Annotated in this window: 19 protein-coding genes and 4 pseudogenes; 18 read left to right on the plus strand and 5 right to left on the minus strand. The window is 58.6% G+C overall.

The genetic code is table 11. From position 1 onward, the window contains the following. Positions 1 to 126: 126 nt before the first annotated feature. Entirely contained in the window at positions 127 to 1785 is a 1659-nt protein-coding gene (gene groL, locus AC0L26_RS30820; protein ID WP_473635935.1) for a chaperonin GroEL, read from the minus strand. Positions 1786 to 1847: 62 nt separating this feature from the next. Further along, positions 1848 to 2144, minus strand: coding sequence for a co-chaperone GroES (groES, locus tag AC0L26_RS30825; RefSeq protein WP_006203049.1), 297 nt, complete (start codon positions 2142 to 2144; stop codon positions 1848 to 1850). 599 nt (positions 2145 to 2743) lie between these two features. Between groES and AC0L26_RS30830 the strand changes: the two genes are divergently transcribed. The 4 genes from AC0L26_RS30830 to AC0L26_RS30845 all read left to right on the plus strand — a co-directional run bounded on the left by AC0L26_RS30830 (position 2744) and on the right by AC0L26_RS30845 (position 6312). Then, entirely contained in the window at positions 2744 to 3019 is a 276-nt protein-coding gene (locus tag AC0L26_RS30830; protein ID WP_473565046.1) for an acyl carrier protein, read from the plus strand. Continuing rightward, positions 3020 to 4228 carry a beta-ketoacyl-[acyl-carrier-protein] synthase family protein gene (locus AC0L26_RS30835; protein ID WP_473565045.1) on the plus strand — a complete coding sequence of 403 codons (1209 nt, stop codon included), beginning with the start codon at positions 3020 to 3022 and terminating at the stop codon, positions 4226 to 4228. Positions 4229 to 4541: 313 nt separating this feature from the next. After that, a complete protein-coding gene (fabG, locus tag AC0L26_RS30840; RefSeq protein WP_473565044.1) occupies positions 4542 to 5279 on the plus strand; it encodes a 3-oxoacyl-[acyl-carrier-protein] reductase in 738 nt (245 codons plus the stop codon). A 442-nt stretch (positions 5280 to 5721) separates the two neighbouring features. Beyond that, positions 5722 to 6312: a NodA family N-acyltransferase gene (locus AC0L26_RS30845; protein WP_473606853.1), complete on the plus strand. Its 591-nt coding sequence runs from the start codon at positions 5722 to 5724 to the stop codon at positions 6310 to 6312. 139 nt (positions 6313 to 6451) lie between these two features. Here the strand turns inward: AC0L26_RS30845 and AC0L26_RS30850 are convergent. After that, positions 6452 to 6823, minus strand: a pseudogene (locus tag AC0L26_RS30850) (aspartate 1-decarboxylase); the annotation flags it as partial. Positions 6824 to 7441: 618 nt separating this feature from the next. Between AC0L26_RS30850 and AC0L26_RS30855 the strand changes: the two are divergent. Beyond that, positions 7442 to 7969, plus strand: a complete 528-nt coding sequence (locus tag AC0L26_RS30855) for a hypothetical protein (protein WP_473635936.1) — start codon at positions 7442 to 7444, stop codon at positions 7967 to 7969. 73 nt (positions 7970 to 8042) lie between these two features. On the opposite strand, the pseudogene AC0L26_RS30860 reads toward AC0L26_RS30855, so the two are convergent. Beyond that, positions 8043 to 8699: pseudogene (locus AC0L26_RS30860) on the minus strand (AAA-type ATPase lid domain-containing protein); the annotation flags it as partial. A gap of 710 nt (positions 8700 to 9409) precedes the next feature. On the opposite strand from AC0L26_RS30860, the gene AC0L26_RS30865 reads away from it, so the two are divergent. Then, complete coding sequence (locus AC0L26_RS30865) at positions 9410 to 10576, plus strand: NAD(P)/FAD-dependent oxidoreductase (RefSeq protein ID WP_473635937.1); 1167 nt, start codon at positions 9410 to 9412, stop codon at positions 10574 to 10576. A 109-nt stretch (positions 10577 to 10685) separates the two neighbouring features. On the opposite strand, the pseudogene AC0L26_RS30870 reads toward AC0L26_RS30865, so the two are convergent. Continuing rightward, positions 10686 to 11087: pseudogene (locus AC0L26_RS30870) on the minus strand (transposase family protein); the annotation flags it as partial. A 709-nt stretch (positions 11088 to 11796) separates the two neighbouring features. On the opposite strand from AC0L26_RS30870, the gene AC0L26_RS30875 reads away from it, so the two are divergent. From AC0L26_RS30875 to AC0L26_RS30930, 12 genes and pseudogenes are all read left to right on the plus strand, one after another. Continuing rightward, complete coding sequence (locus tag AC0L26_RS30875; protein ID WP_473635938.1) at positions 11797 to 12789, plus strand: nodulation protein NodZ; 993 nt, start codon at positions 11797 to 11799, stop codon at positions 12787 to 12789. A 139-nt stretch (positions 12790 to 12928) separates the two neighbouring features. Beyond that, positions 12929 to 14020, plus strand: a complete 1092-nt coding sequence (gene gmd / locus AC0L26_RS30880) for a GDP-mannose 4,6-dehydratase (protein ID WP_473635939.1) — start codon at positions 12929 to 12931, stop codon at positions 14018 to 14020. 97 nt (positions 14021 to 14117) lie between these two features. Continuing rightward, positions 14118 to 15071, plus strand: a complete 954-nt coding sequence (locus AC0L26_RS30885) for a GDP-L-fucose synthase family protein (RefSeq protein ID WP_473635940.1) — start codon at positions 14118 to 14120, stop codon at positions 15069 to 15071. Positions 15072 to 16011: 940 nt separating this feature from the next. Then, positions 16012 to 16626, plus strand: coding sequence for a nodulation methyltransferase NodS (nodS, locus tag AC0L26_RS30890; RefSeq protein WP_473635941.1), 615 nt, complete (start codon positions 16012 to 16014; stop codon positions 16624 to 16626). Positions 16627 to 17502: 876 nt separating this feature from the next. Next, on the plus strand, positions 17503 to 18096 hold the full coding sequence (locus AC0L26_RS30895; protein ID WP_473635942.1) for a NodA family N-acyltransferase: 594 nt from the start codon (positions 17503 to 17505) through the stop codon (positions 18094 to 18096). Between the two features lie 127 nt (positions 18097 to 18223). Further along, positions 18224 to 19498, plus strand: a complete 1275-nt coding sequence (gene nodC / locus AC0L26_RS30900) for a chitooligosaccharide synthase NodC (RefSeq protein WP_473635943.1) — start codon at positions 18224 to 18226, stop codon at positions 19496 to 19498. A 49-nt stretch (positions 19499 to 19547) separates the two neighbouring features. Next, entirely contained in the window at positions 19548 to 20570 is a 1023-nt protein-coding gene (nodI, locus tag AC0L26_RS30905; RefSeq protein ID WP_473606731.1) for a nodulation factor ABC transporter ATP-binding protein NodI, read from the plus strand. 3 nt (positions 20571 to 20573) lie between these two features. Next, entirely contained in the window at positions 20574 to 21362 is a 789-nt protein-coding gene (locus AC0L26_RS30910; protein ID WP_473635944.1) for an ABC transporter permease, read from the plus strand. Between the two features lie 279 nt (positions 21363 to 21641). After that, positions 21642 to 23657 carry a carbamoyltransferase family protein gene (locus AC0L26_RS30915; RefSeq protein WP_473635947.1) on the plus strand — a complete coding sequence of 672 codons (2016 nt, stop codon included), beginning with the start codon at positions 21642 to 21644 and terminating at the stop codon, positions 23655 to 23657. A 93-nt stretch (positions 23658 to 23750) separates the two neighbouring features. After that, complete coding sequence (gene nodB / locus AC0L26_RS30920) at positions 23751 to 24410, plus strand: chitooligosaccharide deacetylase NodB (RefSeq protein ID WP_473635945.1); 660 nt, start codon at positions 23751 to 23753, stop codon at positions 24408 to 24410. 272 nt (positions 24411 to 24682) lie between these two features. Continuing rightward, entirely contained in the window at positions 24683 to 25321 is a 639-nt protein-coding gene (locus tag AC0L26_RS30925) for an FMN-binding negative transcriptional regulator (protein WP_473565011.1), read from the plus strand. Positions 25322 to 25390: 69 nt separating this feature from the next. Next, a pseudogene (locus tag AC0L26_RS30930) lies at positions 25391 to 25479 on the plus strand (TIM barrel protein); the annotation flags it as partial.

Genomic DNA, 25479 nt, shown 5'->3' on the forward strand with positions numbered 1-25479 from the left:
GGGTGCTGGAGCGGACATGAGGTGCGTTATCAAGCGCCATTACGACGATGTGGTTCCGAGAAGTTGGTCAAAAAAGGGCGGCATCGCTGCCGCCCTTTCAGTATCTGGAGTCTGATAGAGGCTGGATTAGAAATCCATACCGCCCATGCCGCCCATGCCGCCGCCGCCCATGCCGCCAGGCATGCCGCCGCCGCCAGCTGACTCCTTCTTCGGAGCCTCCGCGATCATGGCTTCGGTGGTGACCAGCAGGCCGGCGACCGAAGCCGCGTCCTGAAGAGCCGTACGGACAACCTTGACCGGATCGACGATACCCATGGCGATCATGTCGCCATATTCGCCGGTCTGGGCGTTGTAGCCGAAGGTCGCGCCCTTGTTCTCAAGGATCTTGCCGGCAACGATCGATGCTTCCGCACCGGCGTTGGCCGCGATCTGGCGGGCCGGAGCCTGCAGCGCACGACGCACGATGTTGATGCCAGCGGTCTGGTCGGAGTTGGCGCCGGTTGCCTTGATGTTCAGCGAAGCGCGCAGGAGTGCGACGCCGCCGCCGGGAACGATGCCTTCTTCGACGGCCGCGCGGGTCGCGTTGAGGGCGTCATCGACGCGGTCCTTCTTTTCCTTGACTTCGACTTCCGTCGCGCCGCCGACGCGGATCACCGCAACGCCGCCGGCGAGCTTCGCCAGACGTTCCTGCAGCTTCTCCTTGTCGTAGTCCGAAGTGGTCTCTTCGATCTGCTGCTTGATCTGGGCGACGCGGCCCTGGATCTCTTCCTTCTTGCCGGCGCCGTCGACGATGGTGGTGTTCTCCTTGGAGATCGACACCTTCTTGGCGCGGCCGAGCATGTTGAGGCCGACGTTCTCGAGCTTGATGCCGAGGTCTTCCGAGATGACCTGGCCACCGGTGAGGATGGCGATGTCTTCCAGCATGGCCTTGCGGCGATCACCGAAGCCCGGAGCCTTGACGGCGGCGATCTTCAGGCCGCCACGCAGCTTGTTGACGACCAGCGTGGCCAAAGCCTCGCCTTCGACGTCTTCCGAGATGATGAGCAGCGGCTTCGAGGTCTGCACGACGGCTTCGAGAACCGGCAGCATGGCCTGAAGGTTGGACAGCTTCTTCTCGTGCAGGAGGATGTAGACGTCCTCGAGTTCGGCAACCATCTTGTCGGCGTTGGTGACGAAGTAGGGCGAGAGATAGCCGCGGTCGAACTGCATGCCTTCGACGACTTCGAGCTCGGTCTCGGCGGTCTTGGCTTCCTCAACCGTGATGACGCCTTCGTTGCCGACCTTCTGCATCGCTTCCGCGATCATCTTGCCGACCGACTCGTCGCCGTTGCCGGCGATCGTGCCGACCTGGGCAACCTCTTCCGAGGTCTTTATCTTCTTGGCGTTCTTGATCAGCGTCGCAACGACGTCGGTTACCGCGAGGTCGATGCCGCGCTTCAGATCCATCGGGTTCATGCCGGCGGCAACGGCCTTGTGGCCTTCCTGGACGATCGACTGCGCCAGAACGGTCGCGGTCGTGGTGCCGTCGCCGGCGATGTCATTGGTCTTCGAAGCGACTTCGCGGACCATCTGCGCGCCCATGTTCTCGAACTTGTCTTCAAGCTCGATTTCCTTGGCGACGGTGACGCCGTCCTTGGTGATGCGCGGGGCGCCGAACGACTTGTCGATGACGACGTTGCGGCCCTTGGGGCCGAGCGTGACCTTCACCGCGTCGGCGAGGATGTTGACGCCGCGCAGCATGCGCTCGCGGGCATCACGGGAGAATTTTACGTCTTTGGCAGCCATTTTTAGCTCCTGGCAGGGGCTTTGATCGAGCCCGGGAATTCAGTTGACGGAAAGGCCTGATATCAGCCGATGATGCCCATGATGTCGGATTCCTTCATGATCAGAAGGTCTTCGCCATTGAGCTTGACTTCGGTGCCCGACCACTTGCCGAACAGGATGCGGTCGCCGGCCTTGACATCCAGCGGGACGAGCTTGCCGGCTTCGTCACGGGCGCCGGAACCAACGGCGATGATCTCGCCTTCCTGCGGCTTTTCCTTCGCCGTATCGGGGATGATGATCCCGCCAGCGGTCTTGGATTCGGATTCGACCCGGCGAACGACCACGCGGTCATGAAGCGGGCGGAACTTCGATTTTGCCATTTTTTCTTCCTCGATGAGAGTGGTGAAAACACCATCCGGCGGCGCCGGACACGTACAAAGCCCGGCTGTGCGGACCTGCAGTTAGCACTCAGCAAAGGCGAGTGCTAACGTGGCGGTGAGATAAACCGTGGCGCGGCGCTAGTCAAGACAACAGGGTGGGCGATCGCGATATTCCGGGCGATGCAACCCTGAAAGAGTTCAGCGAATCGACGGTGTTCGGAGCTCGACCCACAGGATGAATCCACCCTGCGGATGGTTAACTTTTGTGCCTTCCGCGACCGCCGGCGCGGTTCGTCGCGCCGTAGAGAGCAAGTCGGGCGCTGAGCATCTACTCGCCCCGAGACGTGCCGAGCTTTTGCGTGGGAAGGGGCATGCGGGATTTATGACGAGGGCTTGCCGGTTCATTGGAATGTATTTCTATCCACAAGGTGGATGCGTCTTATCGAAACAAACGATTTTATCAATCTTTCGGAATCTCGCATTGGAAGCACCTCACACGCCCCGATCGCCCGAACCCTTGTCGTGTGACGTCGCGACGTGACCGGCAAAGGCCTGGCGCCGCGCCCACGTCAAAAGGCATCATTATGGAAAAAAACAGAATGGCTGATCAACTCGCAACGGAAATCATTGCCACGATCAAGAACCGCCTCGAATCGGAAAGCGGCGAGAGCGTGTCCAATATCGGCGAAATAACGACTGCCACCGAACTAGCCTCGCTCGGAGTCGATTCCCTGGGTTTGGCGGATCTCCTCTGGGATGTGGAGCAGGCCTATGACATCAAGATCGACATGAACTCGGCCGACGCCTGGTCGAATCTCAACAATGTCGGCGACATGGTGGAAGCCGTTCGCGGTTTGCTCGCGAAGGAGGTCTGATTGGATAGGCGAGTCGTCATTACTGGGATGGGCGGGCTTTGCGGCCTGGGCAACAACGCCGCCTCTATCTGGAAAGAGATGCGCGAAGGCCGCTCCGCCATCCGCCCGATGGTAACTTCCGAGCTTCATGAGATGAAGGGCACTGTCGGTACCGAGATAAAGGAGCTGCCGAAGCACGACATCGGCCGCACCCAGCTCGTCTCCATGGACCGCCTCAGCCTGCTTGCTGTGCTTGCAGCGCGCGAAGCGATGCAACACGCCGGACTTTCCTGCGACGAGGGAAATCCGTATCGCTTCGGCGCGACAGTAGGCGTCTGCGGTTGGGGCTGGGGAACGGTCGAAGAAACCTACCGCGCCCTCTATTTGGACGGCGCGAAGCGTACCGGCCTCTACGCTGCACCAAAGGGATTGCCGAGCGCCGCTGCCAGCCAGGTAAGCATGAGCCTCGGCCTGCGCGGCCCGGTCTTTGCCATCGCGTCTGCATGCGCATCAGCCAACCATGCGATCGCTTCGGCGGCGGATCAGATCAGGCTCGGCCGAGCCGACGTGATGCTTGCTGGAGGCGCCGAAGCGCCACTCGTATGCGTTCAGCTGAAGGCATGGGAGGCAATGCGCGCCCTCGCTCCGGATACTTGCCGGCCCTTCTCCGCCGACAGGAAGGGAGTGGTGATAGGTGAGGGTGCGGGCATGGCCGTGCTGGAAAGCTATGAGCATGCAGCGGCGCGCGGTGCCACAATGCTTGCCGAGATTGCAGGCATCGGCCTTTCCGGCGATGCCTTCCACATCGTCGCGCCGTCCATCGAGGGGCCGGAGGCCGCGATGCGCGCTTGCCTTGCCGACGCCGGGCTGAATGCCGAGGACGTCGATTACCTCAACGCCCACGGCACCGGCACCAAGGCCAACGACCGAACCGAGACGGCGGCGATCAAGCGCGTCTTTGGAGACTATGCCCATTCGATGTCTGTCTCGTCCACCAAGTCCATGCACGCGCATTGCCTCGGCGCAGCGAGCGCACTTGAAATGATCGCCTGCGTGATGGCGATCCAGGAGGGCATCGTGCCGCCGACCGCCAATTATCGCGAGCCAGACCCCGATTGCGATCTCGACGTCACGCCCAATATGGCGCGCGAACGCAAGGTGCGCGTGGCACTGAGCAACGCCTTCGCCATGGGCGGCATGAACGCAGTTCTGGCGTTCAAGCAGGTGTAAAAGCCATGCGAGATGCAAGTAACTCTATCTCTCACATCCAATCCTTGCCGGATCACGGTTGTGAAGGACGTCCCTTGGACCGCCTCGTGAATGCGCCAAGTGGCGGCGGAAGGTCGACGAACCGGACCTCGTTTTTGCAAAATTCTCAACTGTTGAAGCGGCGGACCTACCGCTACCCGGAAGGTTAAGCGAGGTCCTTCAGTTCGGCTCGAGGTTTGTCCAAAGCTTTTGCCCGACACTGTCTGGAGGCACGCAGGGCCGCCAATGGCCGCTTCCATGCGAAGCCAGTCCTTAGAAAGGGAAATCGATAACAATGTTCGATCTGACCGGCCGCAAGGCGCTCGTCACCGGAGCAAGCGGTGGAATCGGCGAGGCCGTAGCACGGGCGCTGCACGCGCACGGCGCGACCGTCGGCCTGCACGGCACGCGTGTCGAAAAGCTCGATGCGTTGGCTGCCGAGCTTGGCGGGCGCACAAAACTGTTTCCGGCGAACCTCTCGAACCGCGACGAGGTCAAGGCGCTGGGCGCAAAGGCGGAAGCCGATCTCGAAGGCGTCGACATACTGGTCAACAATGCCGGCATCACCAAGGACGGGCTTTTTATCCGCATGTCGGACGACGACTGGGACGCGGTCCTCGAGGTCAACCTGACCGCCATGTTCCGGCTCACACGCGAACTGACCCACTCGATGATGCGCCGCCGCAACGGCCGCATCATCAACATCACCTCCGTGTCCGGCGTGACCGGCAATCCCGGCCAGGCGAACTATTGCGCCTCAAAGGCTGGCATGATCGGCGTGTCCAAATCGCTGGCGCATGAGATCGCAACACGCGGCGTGACAGTGAACTGCGTGGCGCCGGGCTTTATCGAATCCGCCATGACCGACAAGCTGAACGACAAGCAGAAAGAAGCGATCATGGCCACCATTCCGACCAGGCGCATGGGCACCGGCGTGGAAGTCGCCTCGGCTGTGGTCTACCTGGCTTCGAACGAGGCCGCCTACATTACCGGCCAGACCGTTCATGTGAACGGTGGTATGGCAATGATTTAGCGTGAAAAGTTCAGTAGGCCCCGAAGATTCCCACCCAGATAGTGGTCTGGGCCGAGCGGGTCGGTTAACTGGCCGGGTCGAAGCCTCGTGATCAGGCCGCCTTGGGCGGAGATTTAGGACAAACTCTTTGAAACGCATGTCCTTTCTCATCCATCGCGTGGAATGCATTCATCGAAACAAACGATTTTGCCAATCCCGCAGAATGTTGCATAGCAAGACTTCAAATATGTAAGCCAAAGGTAACTGTCGATGTTTGTATTGGTTCCGAGCAGTATTTTTCCGGTGTACGCCTTCCGGTGTACTCGGAACGCAGCGGAGACGCGTGTTCGTTGTGGCTAGTTCTTCGGTGACCTGCGCAAGCTACATCGAGCCAGCTCGATGCGACAAGCGTCCCTCTGCTAGGCGCTTCCCAACAAAACAGCAACAAAGATGAGGTCTTTCCATGTGCTCTGACGTGCGGTGGAGGTTGTGCTGGGAAAGTGACTTGCAACAGGCCGACCATGTCGAACTCTCCGAGTTTTTCCGAAAGACCTACGGACCGACTGGGGCCTTCAACTCAGAGCCATTCGAAGGCGGCCGTAGCTGGGCCGGTGCGAGGCCGGAGCTCCGCGCAATCAGCTACGACGCGCACGGCGTAGCGGCTCATATCGGCATCCTACGCCGGTTCATCAAGGTTGACGAGGTCGAGCTCCTGGTGGCTGACCTGGGGTTGTACGGGGTGCGTGCGGATCTTGAGGGACAAGGGATCGGTCATTCAATGCGCGTTTTATATCCAATATTGCGGCAGCTTGGAGTTCCATTCGCTTTCGGCACCGTTCGGCACGCGATGCGGAACCATATGGAGAGGTTCTGCAGAGACGGCCTGGCGGCGATTGTGTCGGGCGTTCGCGTGCGGTCCACTCTCGCAGATGTGTATCTCGACCTGCCGCCCACGCGAGACGAGGACGTGCTGGTCGTAGTTGTGCCGATTGGACACTCGATGAGCGAGTGGCCAACCGGCACCCTGATCGTTAGGAACGGTCCGGAGCTATAAAACATCTCGGAGTGCCGCGTGATGGCGCTGAGGCACCTGAGCAGCGGGCTTTTGCAGAGCTACTCGGACTGAATACGCGTTCCTATGCGCGTTTGCTGTGGATGATGAAGCCGAATTTGAAATACAAAAATCTGCGCATCTAAATCGATCCGAGCGCGAGTTCCGCGCACTCTGATATGTGACCGGATCGAGCGTTCGAGCGCTGGTGAGCGCTGGCGCTGGCGGGAAACACTTTGCCGAAGGCCAATTCAATGCTGCTTGGGCGGCCGTCTGTGTCAAGATCGACGGAGTAACTCAGGCGGTCGCGTAGGTGATTATCCCGATCGAAGGCGACGATCCGCGGCTTCCTTACAGATAATAATCGGGCCGTCGGGCTGACAGGTGCGAGCCGCAGCTTCGGCTATGGATGCAGCATCGTGAACCGCCATCGCCGAGGGTGACATAGGGGAAATCCGGGCCCGGAATTCTTGTTCCATATCTCCACGAATTCGTTCGGCAGGATTCCGGCTGCGGTCATGGCAACGAAGAGTGCGATCAGGTCCGCGTTGACATAATTGGACTTGCCTAGGGCTCTGCCGTTCCTTGGCCCTTTGCAGGGCAGGGCGAGGATGCCGAGCGCATTTGGCGCAATGCTCTTGCGGTCAGCGAGGCTGGCGCCTTCGAGCAGCTGAGCTGCCGCGCGCAGGACTGCCAGCCTGTAGCCGATGCGGTGACCAGACCAACTGGCCAGCACGGCTCTCTACAAACGCGGCTTATTGGCTGCTCGTCTTAGCAAGAAAATGGTCGGGCCTCAGAGTGGGGCATGAACGTCGCCAAACCGCGAGGCATGGCTCCAGCCCGAGTTGCTGTTGCCCCGCGAGCTCGCCGTCATTCAGCGTCGCATGAGAGGCCGTCTCGTCGATGCACACGAGCTTCGCTGGACCCGCGAAGCGAGACGCTCAAGGCGCTGCGGCTGATCCGCACCGACTGCTTCCATTGAGGGAGGTTGAATTAGCGCAAAAGCAGCCCTCATCGAGAGCACGTGAAAACATCCATCCCCTAAATGTATTCACAACGGCAAACGATTACCGCCATGATTTGACGAGCGGTATACAAGGCGCTTCGTCGTGAGGGGTATCGGGAGATTGCGATGAGAAAGTTTATCCTGCAGCTGAAACAGCTTCTTAGGGGTAAACCAGCTCCCGAAGCAATCGACGACGAGCGGCACGATGTGAGCTTGGGTCGTGATGGCAGCGACAGAATCGACGCTTGTCGGGGCGACTATCAATCTTTGGCCCGCGAGGGCGACCACCAATCCTATGGCGCTAAGGCATGGGACGAACTCTCCGGTGACGGAAACCGTCACAAACCGCATGTTTTTGGGGAGGACAATGACAAGCTCTGCGGATTCGGCGAACACGTCCTCGATGGAGGCAGCAAGGATTATCTGAGCGCGGGCGTTGACTCACGTTTCCAGCATCCGACGAGCGGCTTCGATCCGAGGTTAGGGTGGAAGCCGCACATTATCGCTCTCGTCGATATCGAACGTGATGCCTTCATCTTTCATACGGTGGGATACTACAGGGAGGATTTTGGCACGAACTCCTTCGACAACGCCAGCGCACTGTCCGGCTACCCGGCGAAGTGGTTTTACACAGGCAAGTCCTCATTAAACTAGTTCGTCGCTATGTCGCGCCCCGACCTTATCGAAAGTCCGACAGCCCGGTTCAGACACACTTGATCTCGACACCCTATTTCCTCAGCGCGTAGCCAATCTGGCGCGGCGTCAGTCTCAGCAGGCGCGCTGCCTTTGCCTTTACCCAGCCGGATCTTTCCATCGCCGCGATGAGACGCTCGCGATCGGTCATGTCCCTGTCGCTTACGAGGCCTATCCGAGCAGGCGCTGGCAGTGCCTGCTCGCCGTCAACAGGCGGGGCCGCACGGCGGCCGAAGCAAAAGCACCAGACGATTGCATGGTTCAGCGGCGATCGTGCGATCGGCTCGGATTTCGGCGCAGTCTCCTTCGATGCGTGCTTCCATAGGCATCGGCCGTGTGAGCAATCATAGTCGCTTCTGACGATTGACGCTCCCGCTGCCAGGGTCCCCGTCCGATGCACGCAATTTTCAAACTCGGGGACGTTTCCGGGAAAAGCACAGTTAATCAGCACTTCAGTCGCACTCCCATCGAACACCATCGTAGGGCCGTTTTTCGCTGTTGAAATTCTTGAAATCGAAGCGGCAAGGAGCGGAATATCACTGCGCCGTTCACGCAATGGCGGCACCAGCAAGGGAACAACGCTGATGCAATAATAAAAGTCGGCGCGTAGCTCGTTCCTTGCAACAGCGTCTTCCAGGTTCCTGTTCGTGGCGGCAATCACGCGGACGTCGACCTTAATCGTCTTGGGAGATTGGCGATCTCATCGCTTGAAGCGCGATCGGCGCCGGATTTGCTATCGAATTCGGCGCCGCACTCGACCCGCCAATCTCGTTGCGTTCTTGTTTGCAACAGATCCTTCAAAGAAATTCATGGAACCTTCGCGACCGCAAATCGCTGTCAATGGTACGCTCACCGCGACTTTCACGTTCAGTGGGCGGCATATCCGTCGCCGAACAGCATTTGCGAAGAGCGCCAAATGGCAAGCCAGCAGGACGAGGTTACCACTCATGCGCAGATTGATTACAGCCAAGTCGCCCGCGATACGATACTCGACATTGGCCCGGTCGAAGTTGCGCCGTAGTCTGGCTCTCACCGAGCCGTCGCCGGACATAAGCTAGGGCGTCAATGAAGGACGAGGGCAGGATCTCGAGCAGCGCGCGGGGCATCAGTGCCTCATATTTTCGATCTCCGACTGAAGGGCATCATCAAGATGGTTGATCCCTACCGCAAGGCGGCGACAGGACACTTCGGCGTAATGAGCCTAAGTTCACCTAGGAGAAGACGGACAGAGCTGACGACTTGCTCCGTGAAGCAGGACCGGCAGCTGCATTAGGCTCGCTGACAGGGCATCCCATAACAGGTTTCAACTGGCTAAAGCCGCGCCCGGCCGCGGCACGCGCTTCGACATCATGCTGACGGCTGTGTGATCGACACGGACGGTTACCGGAAAGGCGACAAAACGTGCGTTACGACATCCTTATTATCGGTGGAGCCATAGTCGGCTCCTCGGTCGCCTACTATCTGCGCGAGCAAGGGTTTTCCGGCACGATCGCGCTGGTCGAGCGTGATCCGCAATTCGCGCATGCGGCAACGACGCTGTCCATGGCCTCGATCCGCCAGCAATTCTCGATCCCGGAAAACATCCGCCTGTCGCAGTTCACGCTGAAGCTGTTCCGGCGGCTGAAGGAAGAGTTCGGCGCCGACGCCGATATCGGCTTTCGCGAAGGCGGCTACCTCATCCTTGCCGGCGAGGACGGCTTGCCGATCCTCAAGAGCAATCACGAGGCGCAGATGGCCGAGGGCGCCGACATCGTGCTCGAGGATGCCGATGCGCTGGTGCGCCGGTTCCCGTGGCTGTCGACCGAGGGCATTTCAGCCGGCGCCTATGGCCGCACCGGCGAAGGCTGGTTCGACGCGCATGCGATGCTGACGCTGTTCCGCAAGGCGCTGCGGCAGAAGAAAGTCGATTTCATCACCGCCGATGTCACCGCCATCGCGCGCGATGGCAATCGCGTCACGGGAGTGAGCCTCGGCAATGGCGAAACGCTGGAGGCTGGCATCGTCGTCAACGCCGCCGGCCCGAACGCCGGCAAGGTGGCTGCCATGGCCGGACTTGAGCTGCCGGTCGAGCCGCGCAAGCGCAATGTCTTCGTCTTCGAGGCGCGCGAGAAATATGCCGACATGCCGCTGCTGGTCGATCCCTCCGGCATCTATGTCCGTCCGGAAGGCTCGGTCTACCTCACCGGCGGCGCCGAACCGGAGGAAGGCGACCGCGCACCCGATCCCGGTGACTTCGAGGTAAACTGGCCGCTGTTCGAAGAGGTGATCTGGCCGGTGCTGGCGACCCGCATTCCCGCCTTCGAGGCGATCAAGCCCACCCGCGCCTGGGCCGGCCATTACGACTACAACACGCTCGACCAGAACGCAGTGATCGGTCCGCATCCCGAACTGGGTAACTTCCTGTTTGCTAATGGATTCTCCGGCCACGGCCTGCAGCAGGGGCCGGCGGTGGGCAAGGCGCTGGCCGAGTTGATCATGCATGGCGGCTATCGGACGGTGGATTGCTCGGCGTTCGGCTATGGCCGGGTTGCCGAAGGTCGGGCGTTTAGGGAATTGAATGTGATCTAACAACAACTGCGGCGCGACGGTCTCCTTTGGTGCCGGCGGGACAGAGCGGCGCCAATAATAGCGACAGGCGGTGCCGCGGTACAAAGCCTTATGTTTAGCTTGCCCCGGTCGTACGGACCTTCGCTATATCAATGTGGAAGAAGCCGATCGGAAAGGCCTTGAACCTCTTCTTCGCCGGCCTGTCGACGTCGGCATCTGGCAATCGCACGATGCTTGCGCTGCCGACATCGGTGCAAGGAAGAGCGCGTCAAATGCGGGATCGCCGGCTGAACGCGCGAGCGGCAGCAGCGTGTTGCGGCGGAAGGCCACAAGAACGGTCCTCTCCTCGGCAGACGAGACCGTCGATCTCGCTCCCTGGGCCGGTGGGCAGATCGGCTGTCGAACCCGCTTCTCCATTGCTCGGTCTTGGGTTGATGCCATAGCGGATCGAGGGCGACCTCAGGCTCGCTTCACTGTGTTGTATCGCTCGACGGATCGCCTCTGTCTTGTGGCCATGCGCGGCCCGGCCCATCGGTGCATCCTTTTAGTCGGACGACAATGATGAACCATCAAACCTCGGATCGAACACACCAGACTAGCCGATTATGCTGCGGCGAGCCACCTGGCAATGCTCGCCGCCGGCCTGCCGCCGAGCGCCAGCCCAACTGGTGAACGGTCCGGCGAGATCTCTCCGCGACAACCCCCCTCCATAAACCGCTCGGCAAATATCCGCTTTCAGTAGAGCCGTGCACTACAGACGAAGTGTCTTGCGACAAAAGTCGAAATTCAATCCTCTTGCCCGCCTGCAACGAAGGAGATCATCGGGACCGTCGTTGCAGGCGCGCTAATGCCCGGCTGACGCTGGGTTAGCAGTCGGTCGAGCACAACGAGAGGATTCAGGTCAACGCCCTTGGAACCTATGTCACCACCCATCCATGGCGTGGATGCGTTTCATCAAAACAGACGATTTTACCGATGTTACGGCACGTTGCATAGAAACAATTCAAGGATGTAACCCTGAGGGAAAGTGGTTGATGTTTGCGTTGGCTCCGAAGATCATTTTCTGGTCTGCGCCGAAGACCGGCCCAGGGCGCGCGTCCATCGCGGCCAGGCACTTCCGCGATGGACGCAAGCTACATCGCATTGGCGCAGAACGACAAGCTCCCGGAATTGCGCAGGCCCTTGCCTCAAAGGCAGCAGCAAAGCTGAGGGTTGTGGTGTTTTGGAAAGAGGCAATTTAGATGCTTGTTGATGGCTCAAGGATGGATCGGTTCGTTGTTTCGCGACGGCGCGAGGGTCTCGGTGATTGCCTGTGGTCTCTCGCGTCGGCATGGGACTACGCACATCGGACGGGACGGGCTTTAGCAATAGATTGGCGCGGCTCTTGTTACCTCGACAACCCGTTTGCGAATGCCTTTCCGGCTTTTTTCAAGCCAATTGAAGAGATCGGTGGTGTACGGGTCATTTGCGATGACGAGATCAACCACGTCTCATTCCCCGGTCCCTTCTTCCCGTCGTGGTGGAACAGGCCATCCATCGACTGCGTGTACCGTCCGGATGAACAGATTTTCCAAGAACGTGACGAGCTTAACGAGCTTTTCCAGCTCCAAGATGATTGTGAAGCCAACACAGTAGTGTGTGATGCTTGCTTGATGTGGCGTTGCGATGAGCAAGCCGAGCGAACGATATTTCAGAGCATCACGCCGAGGCCCGAAATTGAGGATCGGATTGAAGCGCTCTACCAGGAACACTTTGACGGGTACAGCATAATTGGAGTCCATGTCCGTCACGGCAACGGCGAGAATATTATGGATCATGCCCCTTACTGGGCTGATCCAAAGGTTGCCTTAGAGCAGGTATGCACTGCCATTCGTATGGCCAAAACGCAACCGCATGCAAGGCCTGTAAGGGTGTTCTTGTGTACAGACAGCGCCCGGGTTGTTGATCACTTGTCGGGCATGTTTCCCGAACTCTTCACCGTCCCAAAACACTTCCAAGCGGATCAGGCCGGCCCCTTGCACAGTGCAGCACTGGGCGGCACCGACGGGGGTTTTTCCGCTCTCGTTGAGATGTATCTCCTCGGTAGATGCGACACTGTAATTCGCTTTCCTCCGACTAGCGCCTTCTCCCGCTATGCCCGCCTCTTTGTGCCGCGGATCATCGAATTCGATTTGAATGACCCGCCTCATTTGATCTCGATTGATAACTCCTTCGAACGTTCCCCGGCTCCATGAAAGGGTTGGCTGCCCGCTCGAACTCTCTCTAGCCTTCGCAGAGGCTCCGCTCGCCCTGCCCAATGCGCCCCTTTCTCGCCACGCAATGCCGCCGCAGGCGAGCATTTGCACGGGCGCGCCAAAATCAAAGGATTCAAGCTTGTCAAAGAGAAAAGTCGCTTTAATCACCGGGGTCACGGGGCAAGACGGTTCCTATCTCGCAGAATTGCTTTTGGAAAAGGGCTATTCTGTGCATGGGATAAAGAGACGGTCGTCTCTTTTTAATACAAGCCGTATAGATCATCTTTATCATGATCCTCATGAAAGTGGCGTTGATCTTACACTTCACCACGGGGACTTGACAGACTCGTCCAGCCTTACGCGCGTCATCCAACTGGTTCAGCCGGACGAAATTTACAATCTGGCAGCTCAGAGCCACGTTGCAGTCTCCTTTGAACAACCAGAATACACCGCGAACTCGGACGCGTTGGGTGCGCTGCGTATCCTCGAGGCAATTCGGATCCTGGGGCTCGTCGAGCATACGCGCTACTACCAAGCCTCGACGTCTGAGCTCTACGGACTGGTGCGGGAAACGCCACAGACCGAGACGACACCATTCTACCCCCGATCACCCTACGCTGTTGCCAAATTGTATGCTCATTGGATGACCGTAAATTACCGAGAAGCTTACAATTTGTACGCATGTAACGGAATTTTATTTAATCATGAGTCACCTGTGCGCGGAGAAACCTTTGTAACGCGAAAAATAACGCGTGCCTTGGCTCGAATTAAGCTTGGAGTGCAGCCAACTTTATTCTTGGGCAACCTTAATGCGCGTCGGGATTGGGGGCACGCCCGAGACTACGTCCAGATGCAGTGGTTGATGCTTCAGCAGGAGCAAGCTGAAGACTTTGTAATCGCTAGCGGTGAGCAACATTCGGTGCGCGAATTTGTCACCGTCGCGGCTGCTGAACTCGGCATTGGTGTTCGTTGGGTAGGAGAAGGGGTCGACGAAGAGGGGTACGATGCAAAGACGGGAGCTTTGATCGTAAAAGTAGATCCCCGTTATTTTCGTCCTACAGAAGTCGAGACACTTCTCGGCGACGCCCGCAAGGCCAAAGAAAAACTTGGGTGGGAGCCCAAAATCTCCTTCATCGAACTGGTTAGGGAGATGGTTCGGGAAGATTTGCGCATGGCAGAGCGTGACGCAGTGCTGATGAAGCAAGGTTATTATTCACACTGTACACAATGAGTTATGATGACAACAGCGGCGCCATGCAGGCTTGTTGTTAAGTGCCATGGTGGCCTTCTTCAGGGGCGCCCAGAGCAACATCAATGGAAAACAAAAGATGAAGAAAGTCTATGTGGCAGGCCATCGCGGCCTTGTTGGATCCGCCACTATGAGAGCCCTCGAGGCGCTAGGATGCTATGAGATAATAACACGTACTCGCGAAGAACTGGATCTATTTGACCGGAGCGAGACGCGCAGGTTCTTCATGTCGCGGAGGCCTGATTACGTCGTTATGTGCGCCGCAAAGGTTGGTGGTATACTGGCGAACGCTAGCTCCCCCGTCGATTTCCTTCATGACAACCTGGCGATTCAACTTAGTGTTTTTGATGCCGCTTACGCTTCCGGCGTCGAGCGGATGATTTTTCTTGGCTCTTCGTGTATCTATCCACGCGACTGCCCGCAGCCGATACGTGAGGAATACCTTCTCACCGGTCCGCTTGAAGCGACGAATCGTCCCTACGCTTTGGCAAAAATCGCAGGAGTCGAATCATGCTGGTCTTTTAACCGGCAGTACCAGACGCGCTATCTCACGTTGATGCCGACCAGCTTATATGGTCCCGGCGATAATTATGACCCCTTAAATTGCCACGTTCTGCCTGCTCTGATACGCCGTTTTCACCAGGCTAAATTGAACGGAGACGCCTCGGTAGAGGTCTGGGGATCTGGAAAGCCTCGGCGAGAGTTTATGTATTCGTCGGATGTAGGCGATGCCATTGCATTCCTGATTGGCTTGGCAGATTCGGACTTTGACGCCTTAACAGCCCCCGACACAGCGCCCCTGATTAATGTTGGTGTTGGCGAGGACGTCACGATTCGCGAGGTAGCGGAACTGGTTAAGGCGACAGTCGGCTGGGGGGGCAATTTGGTATTCGACACGACGAAGCCAGAGGGTACTCCGCGGAAGCTACTGGACATAACGCGCTTGCGTAACCTTGGCTGGAAAGCCAAAACCTCTCTTGGTGCCGGGTTGCAAGCGATGTATGAGGATTTCCTCCGCGTTCATGAGGCTTGATGTGGATGCGCGCATCCTGGTTGGACTGCATGTCCGACCGGTGCAAGCTTGTTCAGCCAGGTCCAAACAGAAGAGAGGGACGCATACATAGCCAGGGCGGCCGCGATATTGGCCTGTGCTAACGTTGCCAACCGGACCTCACTGCGACCGGCGATGCAAAGCATCACCCCAGAAGCGTGGCCAAGCCGCCGGTAAAGGCGTATACGGGCCGCACTGAACGGCTGTGCGTGAGCGCCCTTAACTCAAGCCTGCGCCTCGGCCAAAATCTTCCCGTTGTCCGTCCTGGGTTGCGGCCATGCTGAGGTGGTGAACCCCAGTCTCCCTGTGTCCTCATCAGCGTGCCGGCGTAGCCGCGATTTTCGACCCTCGCAGCGCGCAGCCGGTTCGATGGTTGCACGCTTGTCGTTCTCCGCCATGGTCAGCGCATACGGCGCAGCGGGCACACGAGGGGGGCGGACGAACGAACCTAAACCTGTCCACCGCCCGAATTGGAAGCAGCGATCCGCGGCATTTCCGCCTCTTTCAGGAATCCAGCTCGCTCCGCGAAGCCGACAAACGCATCGCAGGCCACGCCCATCTGCGTGCGGCGTATTGTGCTCGGTAGCACCGGTGTATGGCTGTTTCATGGACCAGACGACCGCGGTTGCGCCGACCCAGCCACGCCCAATTCCGCGTTCGATGTGTTTAGGGCGTGGATGGTTGTCATCCGAACAATCAATTTGCCAATCCTGCCGCTCCTATTAGAGGGGGTGCCTCGGCCTGCGGGGACGCCCGACGAAAAAGCCTGAGCACCATCACCAATGCCCATTGGAGTGCAGAAGGCAACGATCCGAAGGCAGTGGAAATTGGTGCCGGGACTTCAGAATTAGCGTGCCTTGGTCCCGACCCTGCCGACGTCTGACGGCATTTTGCAGCGCCGGTGATGCTGCTTTAGCGAGGTGTGAATTTGACCTACAAGATCGATCATGAACTGCTGAATCGAGAAATGGCCGCAGACGATCCATGGCGGCTCGATGGCAATCCGTTCGAGCGGGAGCGCCATACGCAAATTCTCAGCTTGTCGCTTGCGCAAGGTCCTGTCGCAAATGCGCTTGAAGTCGGGTGCGCTGCCGGCGCCTTTTCGGAGCGGCTAGCTCCCCATTGCAAGCGACTCACTGTGATCGATGTCGTGGAGCCAGCGATTACGCGAGCACGTTTGCGCATGAAAGAGGCGTCGCACATCAGCTGGATAATCTCCGATGTTCAACAGTTTTCGAGTGATGAGCCGTTCGACCTGATTGTCGTGGCGGAGGTTCTTTACTACGTCGGAGATCTCGTTCAGATCCGCGCAGCAGTCCGCAACTTGGTGGGCCTGCTTGCGCCAGGCGGGCACCTGATTTTCGGGTCGGCACGCGACACCAGTTGCCAACGTTGGGGGCACGCCGCTGGTGCAGAGACCACTATCGCCATGCTGAACGAATCGTTGACCGAGATGAAGCGCATCGAGTGCCGGGGCGCGTCCATCAATGAAGACTGCCTGCTGGCCCGCTTCCGAAAGCCGATTTCCGCTTCCTGATCAGACGAATTGTCGAGGTTGACTTGGAGTCAACGTGCCTCTGTATCAAGCTGACCTTATATACGTGGATGTATAAGGGCGCCGATCAACAAATTAGCTGGATCCGGTGATGGTCACAACTGCTTAGATATCCGGCTTCTTCATGCGGCTCGATGTTCAGCGCCGCGAGCCTCAACGGGTTTTCACCCGCCCTCCAACTCAACGGCCCTCAGACGCCGGCCGAAGCCTTTCCGGTCCACACAGCAGGTTCGGAAGTGACGGGATGACCATTTCCCACCTTTCCCATTTTGCTGCAAGGCAGGTGCGCCCTCCTTCTCGCTCTCCAGGTCCGTCCGCCCGCCTTTACCGTCAGTACCGGTTGCCAGGCAGCACTCGAGAGCATCGAACAGACGACCCTTGTTGGCGAGCGCGACCGCCGCGCCATCGGGATGCCGCCTTTGCAGCAACTTGTCGAGCCAGAGGCTTCGCGGAGCCTGTTTGCCGCCGGCGCTGTCAAAAGCTGCGCGATCGCATTAATCATCGGCGTGCGTCAACGCGCGCCGCGTTTGCTAACGCCTAACAGTCGGATCCATCTTCCACTTAATCGCTGCTTCGGCACGAGGCGCAGCCACGCTCTGACGGCCGCTCTTGAGGCAGGTTGTGTAACCGACAGCTGCCTCGGTGTCGTCGTTTGTCGGGCCAATCGAGCACGACCAGAAGGTTCAGATCAAGGCCTTTGAAACGCATAGTTTTGTCATCCATTGCGTGGATGCTCGGGATCTAAACAATCAATTTTACCAATCTGGGGGGGTGGTTCATAGACCCCACATGACACGCACCGCCGTTGCTTTACCGCGTGGGGTGCACAAAAGAACCCGAAAAAAAGGAAGTCTTCGCATGCGCTCTGACGTGCAGTGGAGGTTGTGCTGGGAAAATGAGTTGCAGCTTTCCGATCACCTCGAACTCTCTGAGTTCTTCCAGAAGACCTATGAGCCTACCGGAGCCTTTAATGGAAAGCAATTCGCAGGCGGTCGAAGTTGGGCCGGTGCAAGACCGGAGGTCCGCGCAATCGGCTATGATGTGCACGGGGTAGCGGCTCACCTAGGCCTGCTGCGCCGATACATCAAAGTTGGCGACGCTGATCTGCTTGTCGCTGAACTCGGTCTATACGGGGTGCGTCCGGATCTTGAGGGGCTAGGAATCGCCCATTCGATCAGCGTGATGCATCCAGTGCTACAGCAGCTTGGCGTTCCATTCGCTTTCGGCTCGGTTCGGCCCGCGCTCCGGAACCATGTTGGGAGGTTCTGCCGCAAAGGCTTGGCGAACATTTTGTCGGGCGTTCGCGTGCGCTCAACCCTCCCGGACGTGTACCCCGATCTGCCTCCCACGCGAGTCGACGACGACGTACTCGTCATTGTGCTCCCAATTGGATGCTCAATGAGCGAGTGGCCGGCCGGCACTTTGATCGATCGGAACGGTCCAGAGCTATGAAGAACACCCGCAATGGTATCAGTCAGCGCGACCCGCCCCTCATGGCATTGATCGATCTGATTCCAGCATTGATCGCGGATCTACCATCCGCTCGCTTCCTCAAATTCACTGAAGAATCTGACGTCTCATGAACCTATTTGCCCCAGCCAGTACTATTGCCATCTGCTCTTATGCGCTGCTGTCGAGCATCTATAAAACCGCGCAGGTGTTCTACACCCTGCCTGCAAACGTATCGCCGACCTCGGGCGAACCGGCCGGCTGTGAGTCTTGGCCGAGCGTCGATGTCATTATCCCGTGCTACAACGAGGCCCCTCGCACCCTCTCGGACTGCCTGGCTTCCGTTGCAGGTCAGGACTACGCCGGAAAACTGCAGGTCTATGTTGTTGATGACGGTTCCGGAAACCGCGATGCGCTCGCAGGTGTACACGAGGAATACGCTCGCGATCCAAGGTTCAACTTCATTGCGCTCCCAAAGAATGTCGGAAAGCGCAAGGCACAGATCGTGGCGGTTCGCCGCTCGTGCGGAGATTTGGTGCTCAATGTCGATTCGGACACGATACTCGCGCCGGACGTCGTCACAAGGCTTGCGCAGAAGATGCAAGATCAAGCGATCGGCGCCGCCATGGGCCAGTTGGCGGCTAGCAATCGCGATGAAACTTGGCTGACGCGGTTGATTGACATGGAATACTGGCTCGCCTGCAACGAAGAGCGGGCAGCGCAGGCTCGGTTCGGTGCCGTCATGTGTTGCTGCGGTCCGTGTGCCATGTACCGGCGAACCGCGCTTGTTTCGCTGCTGGATCAATATGAGACGCAGCGCTTTCGAGGGAAGCCGAGCGACTTCGGTGAGGACCGCCACCTTACGATCCTGATGTTGAAAGCAGGCTTTCGAACAGAGTATGTCCCGGAGGCCGTCGCAGCAACAGTCGTTCCCAACAGCATGGGTCCCTATCTGCGCCAACAGCTTCGCTGGGCCCGGAGCACGTTCCGTGACACGTTGCTGGCGCTCCAACTGCTGCGCGGTCTTAATATCTATCTCACATTGGACGTGATTGGGCAGAACCTTGGCCCACTATTGCTCTCTTTGTCGCTCCTGGCGGGGATCGCGCAGTTCGTTACCACAGGTACTGTGCCTTGGACGGCATGCCTGACGATTGCGGTCATGACTATAGTTCGTTGCAGCGTGGCAGCGTTTCGTTCGCGCCAACTTCGATTTCTCGGTTTCTCGCTCCACACACTCATCAACATCTTTCTCTTGCTCCCATTGAAAGCATACGCGCTGTGTACATTGAGCAATAGCGATTGGTTGTCGCGAAGCCCTGAGGCCACTGTGCCAGACACCGGCGGCGCCATTCCAAAGCCCAACTTGGTTGGATCTGACGCAGCTTACAGCGAACAGCAATAGTCACGTGATCGCAGGTGGAAGAGTTTTGAGCCAGGACCAGAAACAGCAAATGTTGAACCTGAAGTTGGACCCAGAGGATCTGCGGCAGATCGAGACTCCTGCGATCGAACGGGAATCTCACGGGCAAACAAGCGCGAAGAGATCCGTGCCTGGCTCTTTGTCGACCGTGGCAGTCGATTTCGCTGGCGTAACCAAGTCCTATGGGAACAAGGTCGTTGTCGACGACCTGTCGTTCACCGTTGCGTCGGGAGAGTGTTTCGGCCTCCTGGGGCCAAACGGGGCGGGCAAAAGCACGATTGCGCGTATGCTCCTCGGCATGACATGCCCTGACGCGGGCACCATCACGGTGCTCGGCGTCCCGGTGCCGGCGCGCGCTCGGCTGGCACGTAGGGGCATCGGCGTGGTCCCGCAATTCGACAATCTTGACCAGGAATTCACCGTACGCGAGAACCTGCTGGTGTTCGGCCGCTACTTCGGCATGAGCACACGCCAGAGCGAAGCGGTCATCCCGTCGCTTCTTGAGTTTGCTCGCCTTGAGCGCAAGGCGGATGCGCGCGTCTCGGAATTGTCCGGCGGCATGAAGCGATGCCTGACGATGGCGCGGGCGTTGATGAACGACCCCCAGCTCATCGTGATGGACGAGCCGACCACCGGCCTCGACCCGCATGCGCGCCACCTGATCTGGGAGCGGCTGCGCGCCCTGTTGGCGCGCGGCAAGACGATTATCCTGACCACGCATTTTATGGAAGAGGCTGAGCGATTATGCGATCGGCTGTGCGTGCTCGAAAGGGGTCGCTACATCGCCGAAGGCCGCCCGCAGGCTCTGATCGACGAGCATATCGGATGCCAGGTCATGGAGATTTACGGCGGCGATCCGCACGAGTTGCATTCGCTGGTCAAGCCCCATTCTCAGCGCATCGAGGTCAGCGGCGAAACGCTCTACTGCTATGGGCCAGACCCCGATCAGGTGCGCACGCAACTCCAGGGGCGACCAAGTCTGCGCCTTCTTCTGCGTCCAGCCAATCTCGAGGATGTTTTCTTGCGACTGACCGGGCGCGAGATGGAGGAGTGAACGATGATTGAAGGTCTTGCGGCGGTGCTGCCCGCCAATGCGTGGAACTGGGTTGCGGTGTGGCGCCGCAACTATCTGGCATGGAAGAAAGTCGCATTCGTAGCGATTCTCGGTAACCTCGCCGATCCAATGATCTACCTTTTCGGCCTCGGTACCGGCCTCGGCATAATGGTCGGCCGCGTCGACGGTGCGCCGTACATCGCCTTTTTGGCGGCCGGCATGGTCGGGGTCGGTGCGATGACCGCCTCTACCCTCGAAACACTGTACGCGGCTTTCGCTCGCATGCATTCTCAACGCACATGGGAAGCCATGCTGTATACGCACGTTACCCTCGGCGATATCGTTCTGGGTGAACTGGCGTGGGCAGCCAGCAAGGCCTTCCTAGCCGGTATGGCAATTACCATTGTCACCGCAGCGTTGGGCTATACAGCCTGGCCGTCCGTCCTCTATGCGCTGCCATTCATTGTTCTGACAGGGTTCGTATTTGCCAGCCTCGCGATGGTCGTCACCGCCCTTTCGCCCAGCTACGAGTACTTCGTATTTTACCAGACGCTTATCCTTACACCCATGCTGTTCCTGTCGGGCGCCGTTTTCCCATTGAATCAGCTGCCTGACACCTTTCAGCAGATAGCGCGATGCATGCCGCTGGCACATGCGATCGACCTCATTCGTCCGGTCATGCTTGATCGCCCGATCGGCGGCATCGCCCTGCACATCGGGGTGCTCGGCCTCTACGCGGTGTTGCCATTCTTCCTCTCGATGGCGCTGTTGCGCCGCCGACTGATGCGCTGAGAGAAGGAGATAAACCATGCGCCAAAGGGGCAAATAAAACGACGTCGCCCATGTGCCACGAAGGGTTTGGCCGGCGTCGATTCAATCCCACAACGCTATGGAACGCCTGGTGTGCCGCGAGCACAGGATCTCTCTTGGTCCCGGCCGACCTAAGAGAATTTCTTTGAGGCCGGTTATGTTGGCTGGCGTTCGTGGCGCGAACTGACCACGCAGCCTGTTCTGATCGAACGGCCTTGCGACAGGCCAATTTAGTCTTCGGTACGACAAATGGAGAGCGACATGCTGTGTCTAGGATTGAGCGGCGGATTGGACCAAGTCTATGAAAATAGATTTCAGATTCCCAACACATTCATGCACGATGGCGCTGCGGTGCTTGTCCGAGACGGACAGGTCATCGCGGCCGTAGAAGAGGAACGCCTCAATCGGATCAAACACTCCAACAAGCTGCCGCTTGGTTCGGTTCAATACTGTCTTTCAGCCGCTGGGGTTCAGCTCAGCGAAATCGATCGAGTGGCGTTCTACGCTACCGAAGACTATAGCAACGCCATGCTTGAAAACATGCTTGTTTCCCAGCCGGACCCCGCCATTCCACTGGATGCCAAACTATTGATGCAGCAGCTGCTGGCGCAGGAGTTCGGTACCGAGCTCGACGCTTCGCGTATCTCATTCGTAGGTCATCATCAGGCGCACGCCGTGAGTGCTTTTGCAATGTCGGGCTTTGAGCAAAGTCTAATTTTCGCGATTGACGGCTCGGGTGATTTCCTGTCGGGCCTTATGGCGGTAGGATCCGGTACTGAAATTACACAACTTGCGACTTTCCCAGAGAACAATTCTCTCGGGCTATTTTATCTCGAGACGATCCGGTATCTCGGCTACGGCTTGTTCGATGAATATAAGGTGATGGGGCTTGCCCCGTACGGCGATCCCGTTCCCTATCGCGAGCTTTTCGAGCAATTCTATGAACTCTCTGCAAACGGCGAGTATCGCGTCCACCTGGACCGCATCGGTCCGACTTTGCTCCGCAGCATTCAGGTTCGGCAAAAGGGAATGCCATTCACTCAGCAGCATATGGATGTGAGTGCGTCGTTACAGGAAGCGCTCGAACGCATCGTGTTTCACATTCTTCGTCATTATCGTGATGCCACCGGGATGACGCGGTTGTGCCTGGCCGGCGGAGTAGCGCACAATTGCTCCATGAACGGCAAGCTGCTCTATTCAGGACTTTTCGAAGACATCTTCGTGCAGCCCGCATCGCATGACGCTGGGTGCGCATTAGGCGCCGCGCTACTCGTGTCTAATGAGCTGGGCCGTCCAGCGCCGCGTACCCGATTGCAGGAGGTCTATTGGGGGCCGGAACTCGCGAGCGACCACGCTGTCGAAGAGGAACTAAAGGCATGGACGGGGCACCTGGAGTTTGAACGCACTGAGGAGGTGGCGGATAGGGCAGCCGAGTGGATGGTCGGTGGCGCCGTGATCGGCTGGGTGCAAGGTCGTTCGGAGTTCGGCCCGCGAGCGCTCGGAAATCGCAGCATTCTTGCCGACCCCAGGCCCGCTTCAAACAAGGACCGGATCAACGCTATGGTCAAGAAGCGGGAAGGATATCGCCCGTTCGCCCCATCAGTGTTGGAGGAGGATGCGCGCGTATTTTTCGACCTCCCGGGCAGTGCGTGCGAATTTCCCTTCATGAATTTCGTAGTTCGTGTGCGCGATTCCAAGCGTGATTTGCTCGGCGCCATCACGCATGTCGACGGTACGGCGCGGCTGCAAACAGTATCGCGCAAGGCCAGTCCGGCCTACTGGGATGTCATCAATGCCTTCAAGCAGCGGACAGGCATCCCAATTCTGCTCAATACGTCCTTTAACAACAATGCAGAGCCGATCGTAGATTCGGTTGCAGACTCGATTGCCACGTTCCTGACAACAGAGCTGGATGGACTTGTGGTCGGGCCGTACCTCGTCAAAAAACGGGCCGCAACGCTGCAGGATTGGACTGCGCTCGCGGTTTCATTGCCGCCTTATGCATCCCTGCATAAAGTCCGCGAATACACGGCGCGGAATCGCCACGAGACCGTCTGCGAAATCCGAACGGATCACCGTGACTGTGCGCGTATTTCACATGACTTGTTCGATCTGCTGACGCGGATCGAAGGCGAAGCGGTGCTCGCGGATCTACTCGACACAATTACGCTGGATCAGGGCCTGCGCGAGGCTCTTACAGGAGAGCTGCGCCAATTGTGGGAGCAGCGCCACGTTCGGATGCATCCCTCGCAAGCTGCTCGCGTCCACCAAAACTGATGCCAAAGTCTGGACGACCGAAATTAGGGCCGAACCACCGGTCTGCACCTTCATATGACTGTCTCCGATCCAGTAGGCCGAGGCAAGGGTTCTATGAAACATCTTGATGACAGAAGGGAGGTGCGGAGTGAATGCGCTGATGGAACCGGCCGTCGGATCGTTTTTCTGACGTTTGACGACGGCCCCGATCCATTTTTCACACCACAGATACTCGATGTGCTGGCGCAAAATCAGGTGCCAGCGACTTTCTTCGTCATTGGTGCCTACGCCGCAGAGCACCCGGATCTCATCCAGCGCATGATCGCAGAAGGGCATGAGGTAGGCAACCACACGATGTCTCATCCGGATCTATCCAAATGCGGCTTGGGCGAAGTGCAACATGAGGTATTTGAGGCGAACCGTGCCATCATGGTAGCATGCCCGCAGGCCTCGATCCGCTACGTTCGCGCGCCATACGGGGCCTGGAGCGAAGAAGTGTTCACTGCCTCAGAGATCGCCGGTCTGGCGGCCCTTCATTGGTCGATAGACCCAAGAGACTGGTCGCGTCCCGGCGCCGACGCGATCGTCGACGCAGTGCTCGCCTCGATCCGGCCCGGCGCAATCGTGCTCCTGCACGACGGTTGCCCTCCCGACGAGTCGAGACGGAGCACTCAAGCCAGTCTGCGCGACCAAACGGTTACGGCACTGTCCAATCTGATTCCGGCATTAGATGCATGCGGATATGAAATTCGCTCGCTTCCAGAACATCACTGAATCGCGAGATCCTACGCCCTGCTTTCCCAGCCAGTACCGTGATCTCGCTTATGAAGAACCGTTTACGCCTGCCGGCAAACTAGTCGCCATTGCCGTTATGGGTGATACGCCCGACCTCGGCTGCAAATGACCCAGGCGTCCTCGACTTCGCACACCCCCGGAGATCCGGCGCGCGACCGATCCAGCAACTGGACCATGTCGATGACTTCTGACTGGCTGTTTCCAGCAGGCCAGGTTGCCGGTATCTGTTGGTAACGCAAGGAGTTTTCGCGATGTACATCCCTCCCGCTTTCCGCGACGACGACAAGGAGGGCCTGCGCGCGACGATCCGCGCGGCGCTGCTGGCGAACTTCGTTACAGTCACCGCGGAAGGGCCGCTTGCAACGCCACTGCCGCTCTTGCTTGATGAGAGCGAGGGCGAGCACGGCGTCATCTACGGCCACCTCGCGAAGGCTAATCCCCAGTGCCATGTTCCCCCGATGGGCGACGGCTTGGCCATCTTCATGGGGCCGGACGCTTATGTGACGCCGGCATGGTATGCGACCAAACGGGAAACCGGGAAGGTCGTCCCGACCTGGAATTACATCGCCGTCCACGCCTATGGTCCGGTCGAGTTCTTCGAGCATGCGGGAAGACTGCTGGACGTTGTGAAACGTCTGACTGACCACCAGGAGGGCGAGCGCGCCTCGCCTTGGGCGGTATCGGATGCACCGCCGGATTTTGTACAGGCGCAACTCCGCGGAATCGTTGGCTTGCGCATGCCGATCACGAGGCTGGAGAGCAAGCGAAAACTGAGTCAGAACCGGAACGCGGCCGACCGCGCTGGCGTGGCTGCGGGCCTTGCGGCGAGCGAGCGGGCATCTGACCGCGAGATCGCCGCTCTCATCCCAAAGCCCGGGCGTCGCCAGTGATCGAGTACAAAGCGGGGCGATGCTTGGCGCATGAAGCAGACGGATGGCTACGAGTTAGCTCAGGCGATGTTTCAGACTTGCTCGAAGAACGAAGCGGCTAAGGCCATTGCCGCCATTGATGGCCAGTCCGTCTTCCGCCTCGTGCACGACACATTTCA

The organism is Mesorhizobium sp. WSM4823 (genome assembly GCF_055811195.1).

Bases quoted from the DNA above. Each gene is read 5' to 3' on its own strand.
- AC0L26_RS30915 (WP_473635947.1), top strand. From the start codon at position 21,642: ATGCTGTGTCTAGGATTGAGCGGCGGATTGGACCAAGTCTATGAAAAT.
- groES (WP_006203049.1), bottom strand. From the start codon at position 2,144: ATGGCAAAATCGAAGTTCCGCCCGCTTCATGACCGCGTGGTCGTTCGC.
- AC0L26_RS30910 (WP_473635944.1), top strand. From the start codon at position 20,574: ATGATTGAAGGTCTTGCGGCGGTGCTGCCCGCCAATGCGTGGAACTGG.
- AC0L26_RS30845 (WP_473606853.1), top strand. From the start codon at position 5,722: ATGTGCTCTGACGTGCGGTGGAGGTTGTGCTGGGAAAGTGACTTGCAA.
- AC0L26_RS30895 (WP_473635942.1), top strand. From the start codon at position 17,503: ATGCGCTCTGACGTGCAGTGGAGGTTGTGCTGGGAAAATGAGTTGCAG.
- groL (WP_473635935.1), bottom strand. From the start codon at position 1,785: ATGGCTGCCAAAGACGTAAAATTCTCCCGTGATGCCCGCGAGCGCATG.
- AC0L26_RS30830 (WP_473565046.1), top strand. From the start codon at position 2,744: ATGGCTGATCAACTCGCAACGGAAATCATTGCCACGATCAAGAACCGC.
- AC0L26_RS30925 (WP_473565011.1), top strand. From the start codon at position 24,683: ATGTACATCCCTCCCGCTTTCCGCGACGACGACAAGGAGGGCCTGCGC.
- AC0L26_RS30885 (WP_473635940.1), top strand. From the start codon at position 14,118: ATGAAGAAAGTCTATGTGGCAGGCCATCGCGGCCTTGTTGGATCCGCC.
- nodI (WP_473606731.1), top strand. From the start codon at position 19,548: ATGTTGAACCTGAAGTTGGACCCAGAGGATCTGCGGCAGATCGAGACT.
- nodB (WP_473635945.1), top strand. From the start codon at position 23,751: ATGAAACATCTTGATGACAGAAGGGAGGTGCGGAGTGAATGCGCTGAT.
- fabG (WP_473565044.1), top strand. From the start codon at position 4,542: ATGTTCGATCTGACCGGCCGCAAGGCGCTCGTCACCGGAGCAAGCGGT.
- AC0L26_RS30875 (WP_473635938.1), top strand. From the start codon at position 11,797: ATGCTTGTTGATGGCTCAAGGATGGATCGGTTCGTTGTTTCGCGACGG.
- nodC (WP_473635943.1), top strand. From the start codon at position 18,224: ATGAACCTATTTGCCCCAGCCAGTACTATTGCCATCTGCTCTTATGCG.
- AC0L26_RS30855 (WP_473635936.1), top strand. From the start codon at position 7,442: ATGAGAAAGTTTATCCTGCAGCTGAAACAGCTTCTTAGGGGTAAACCA.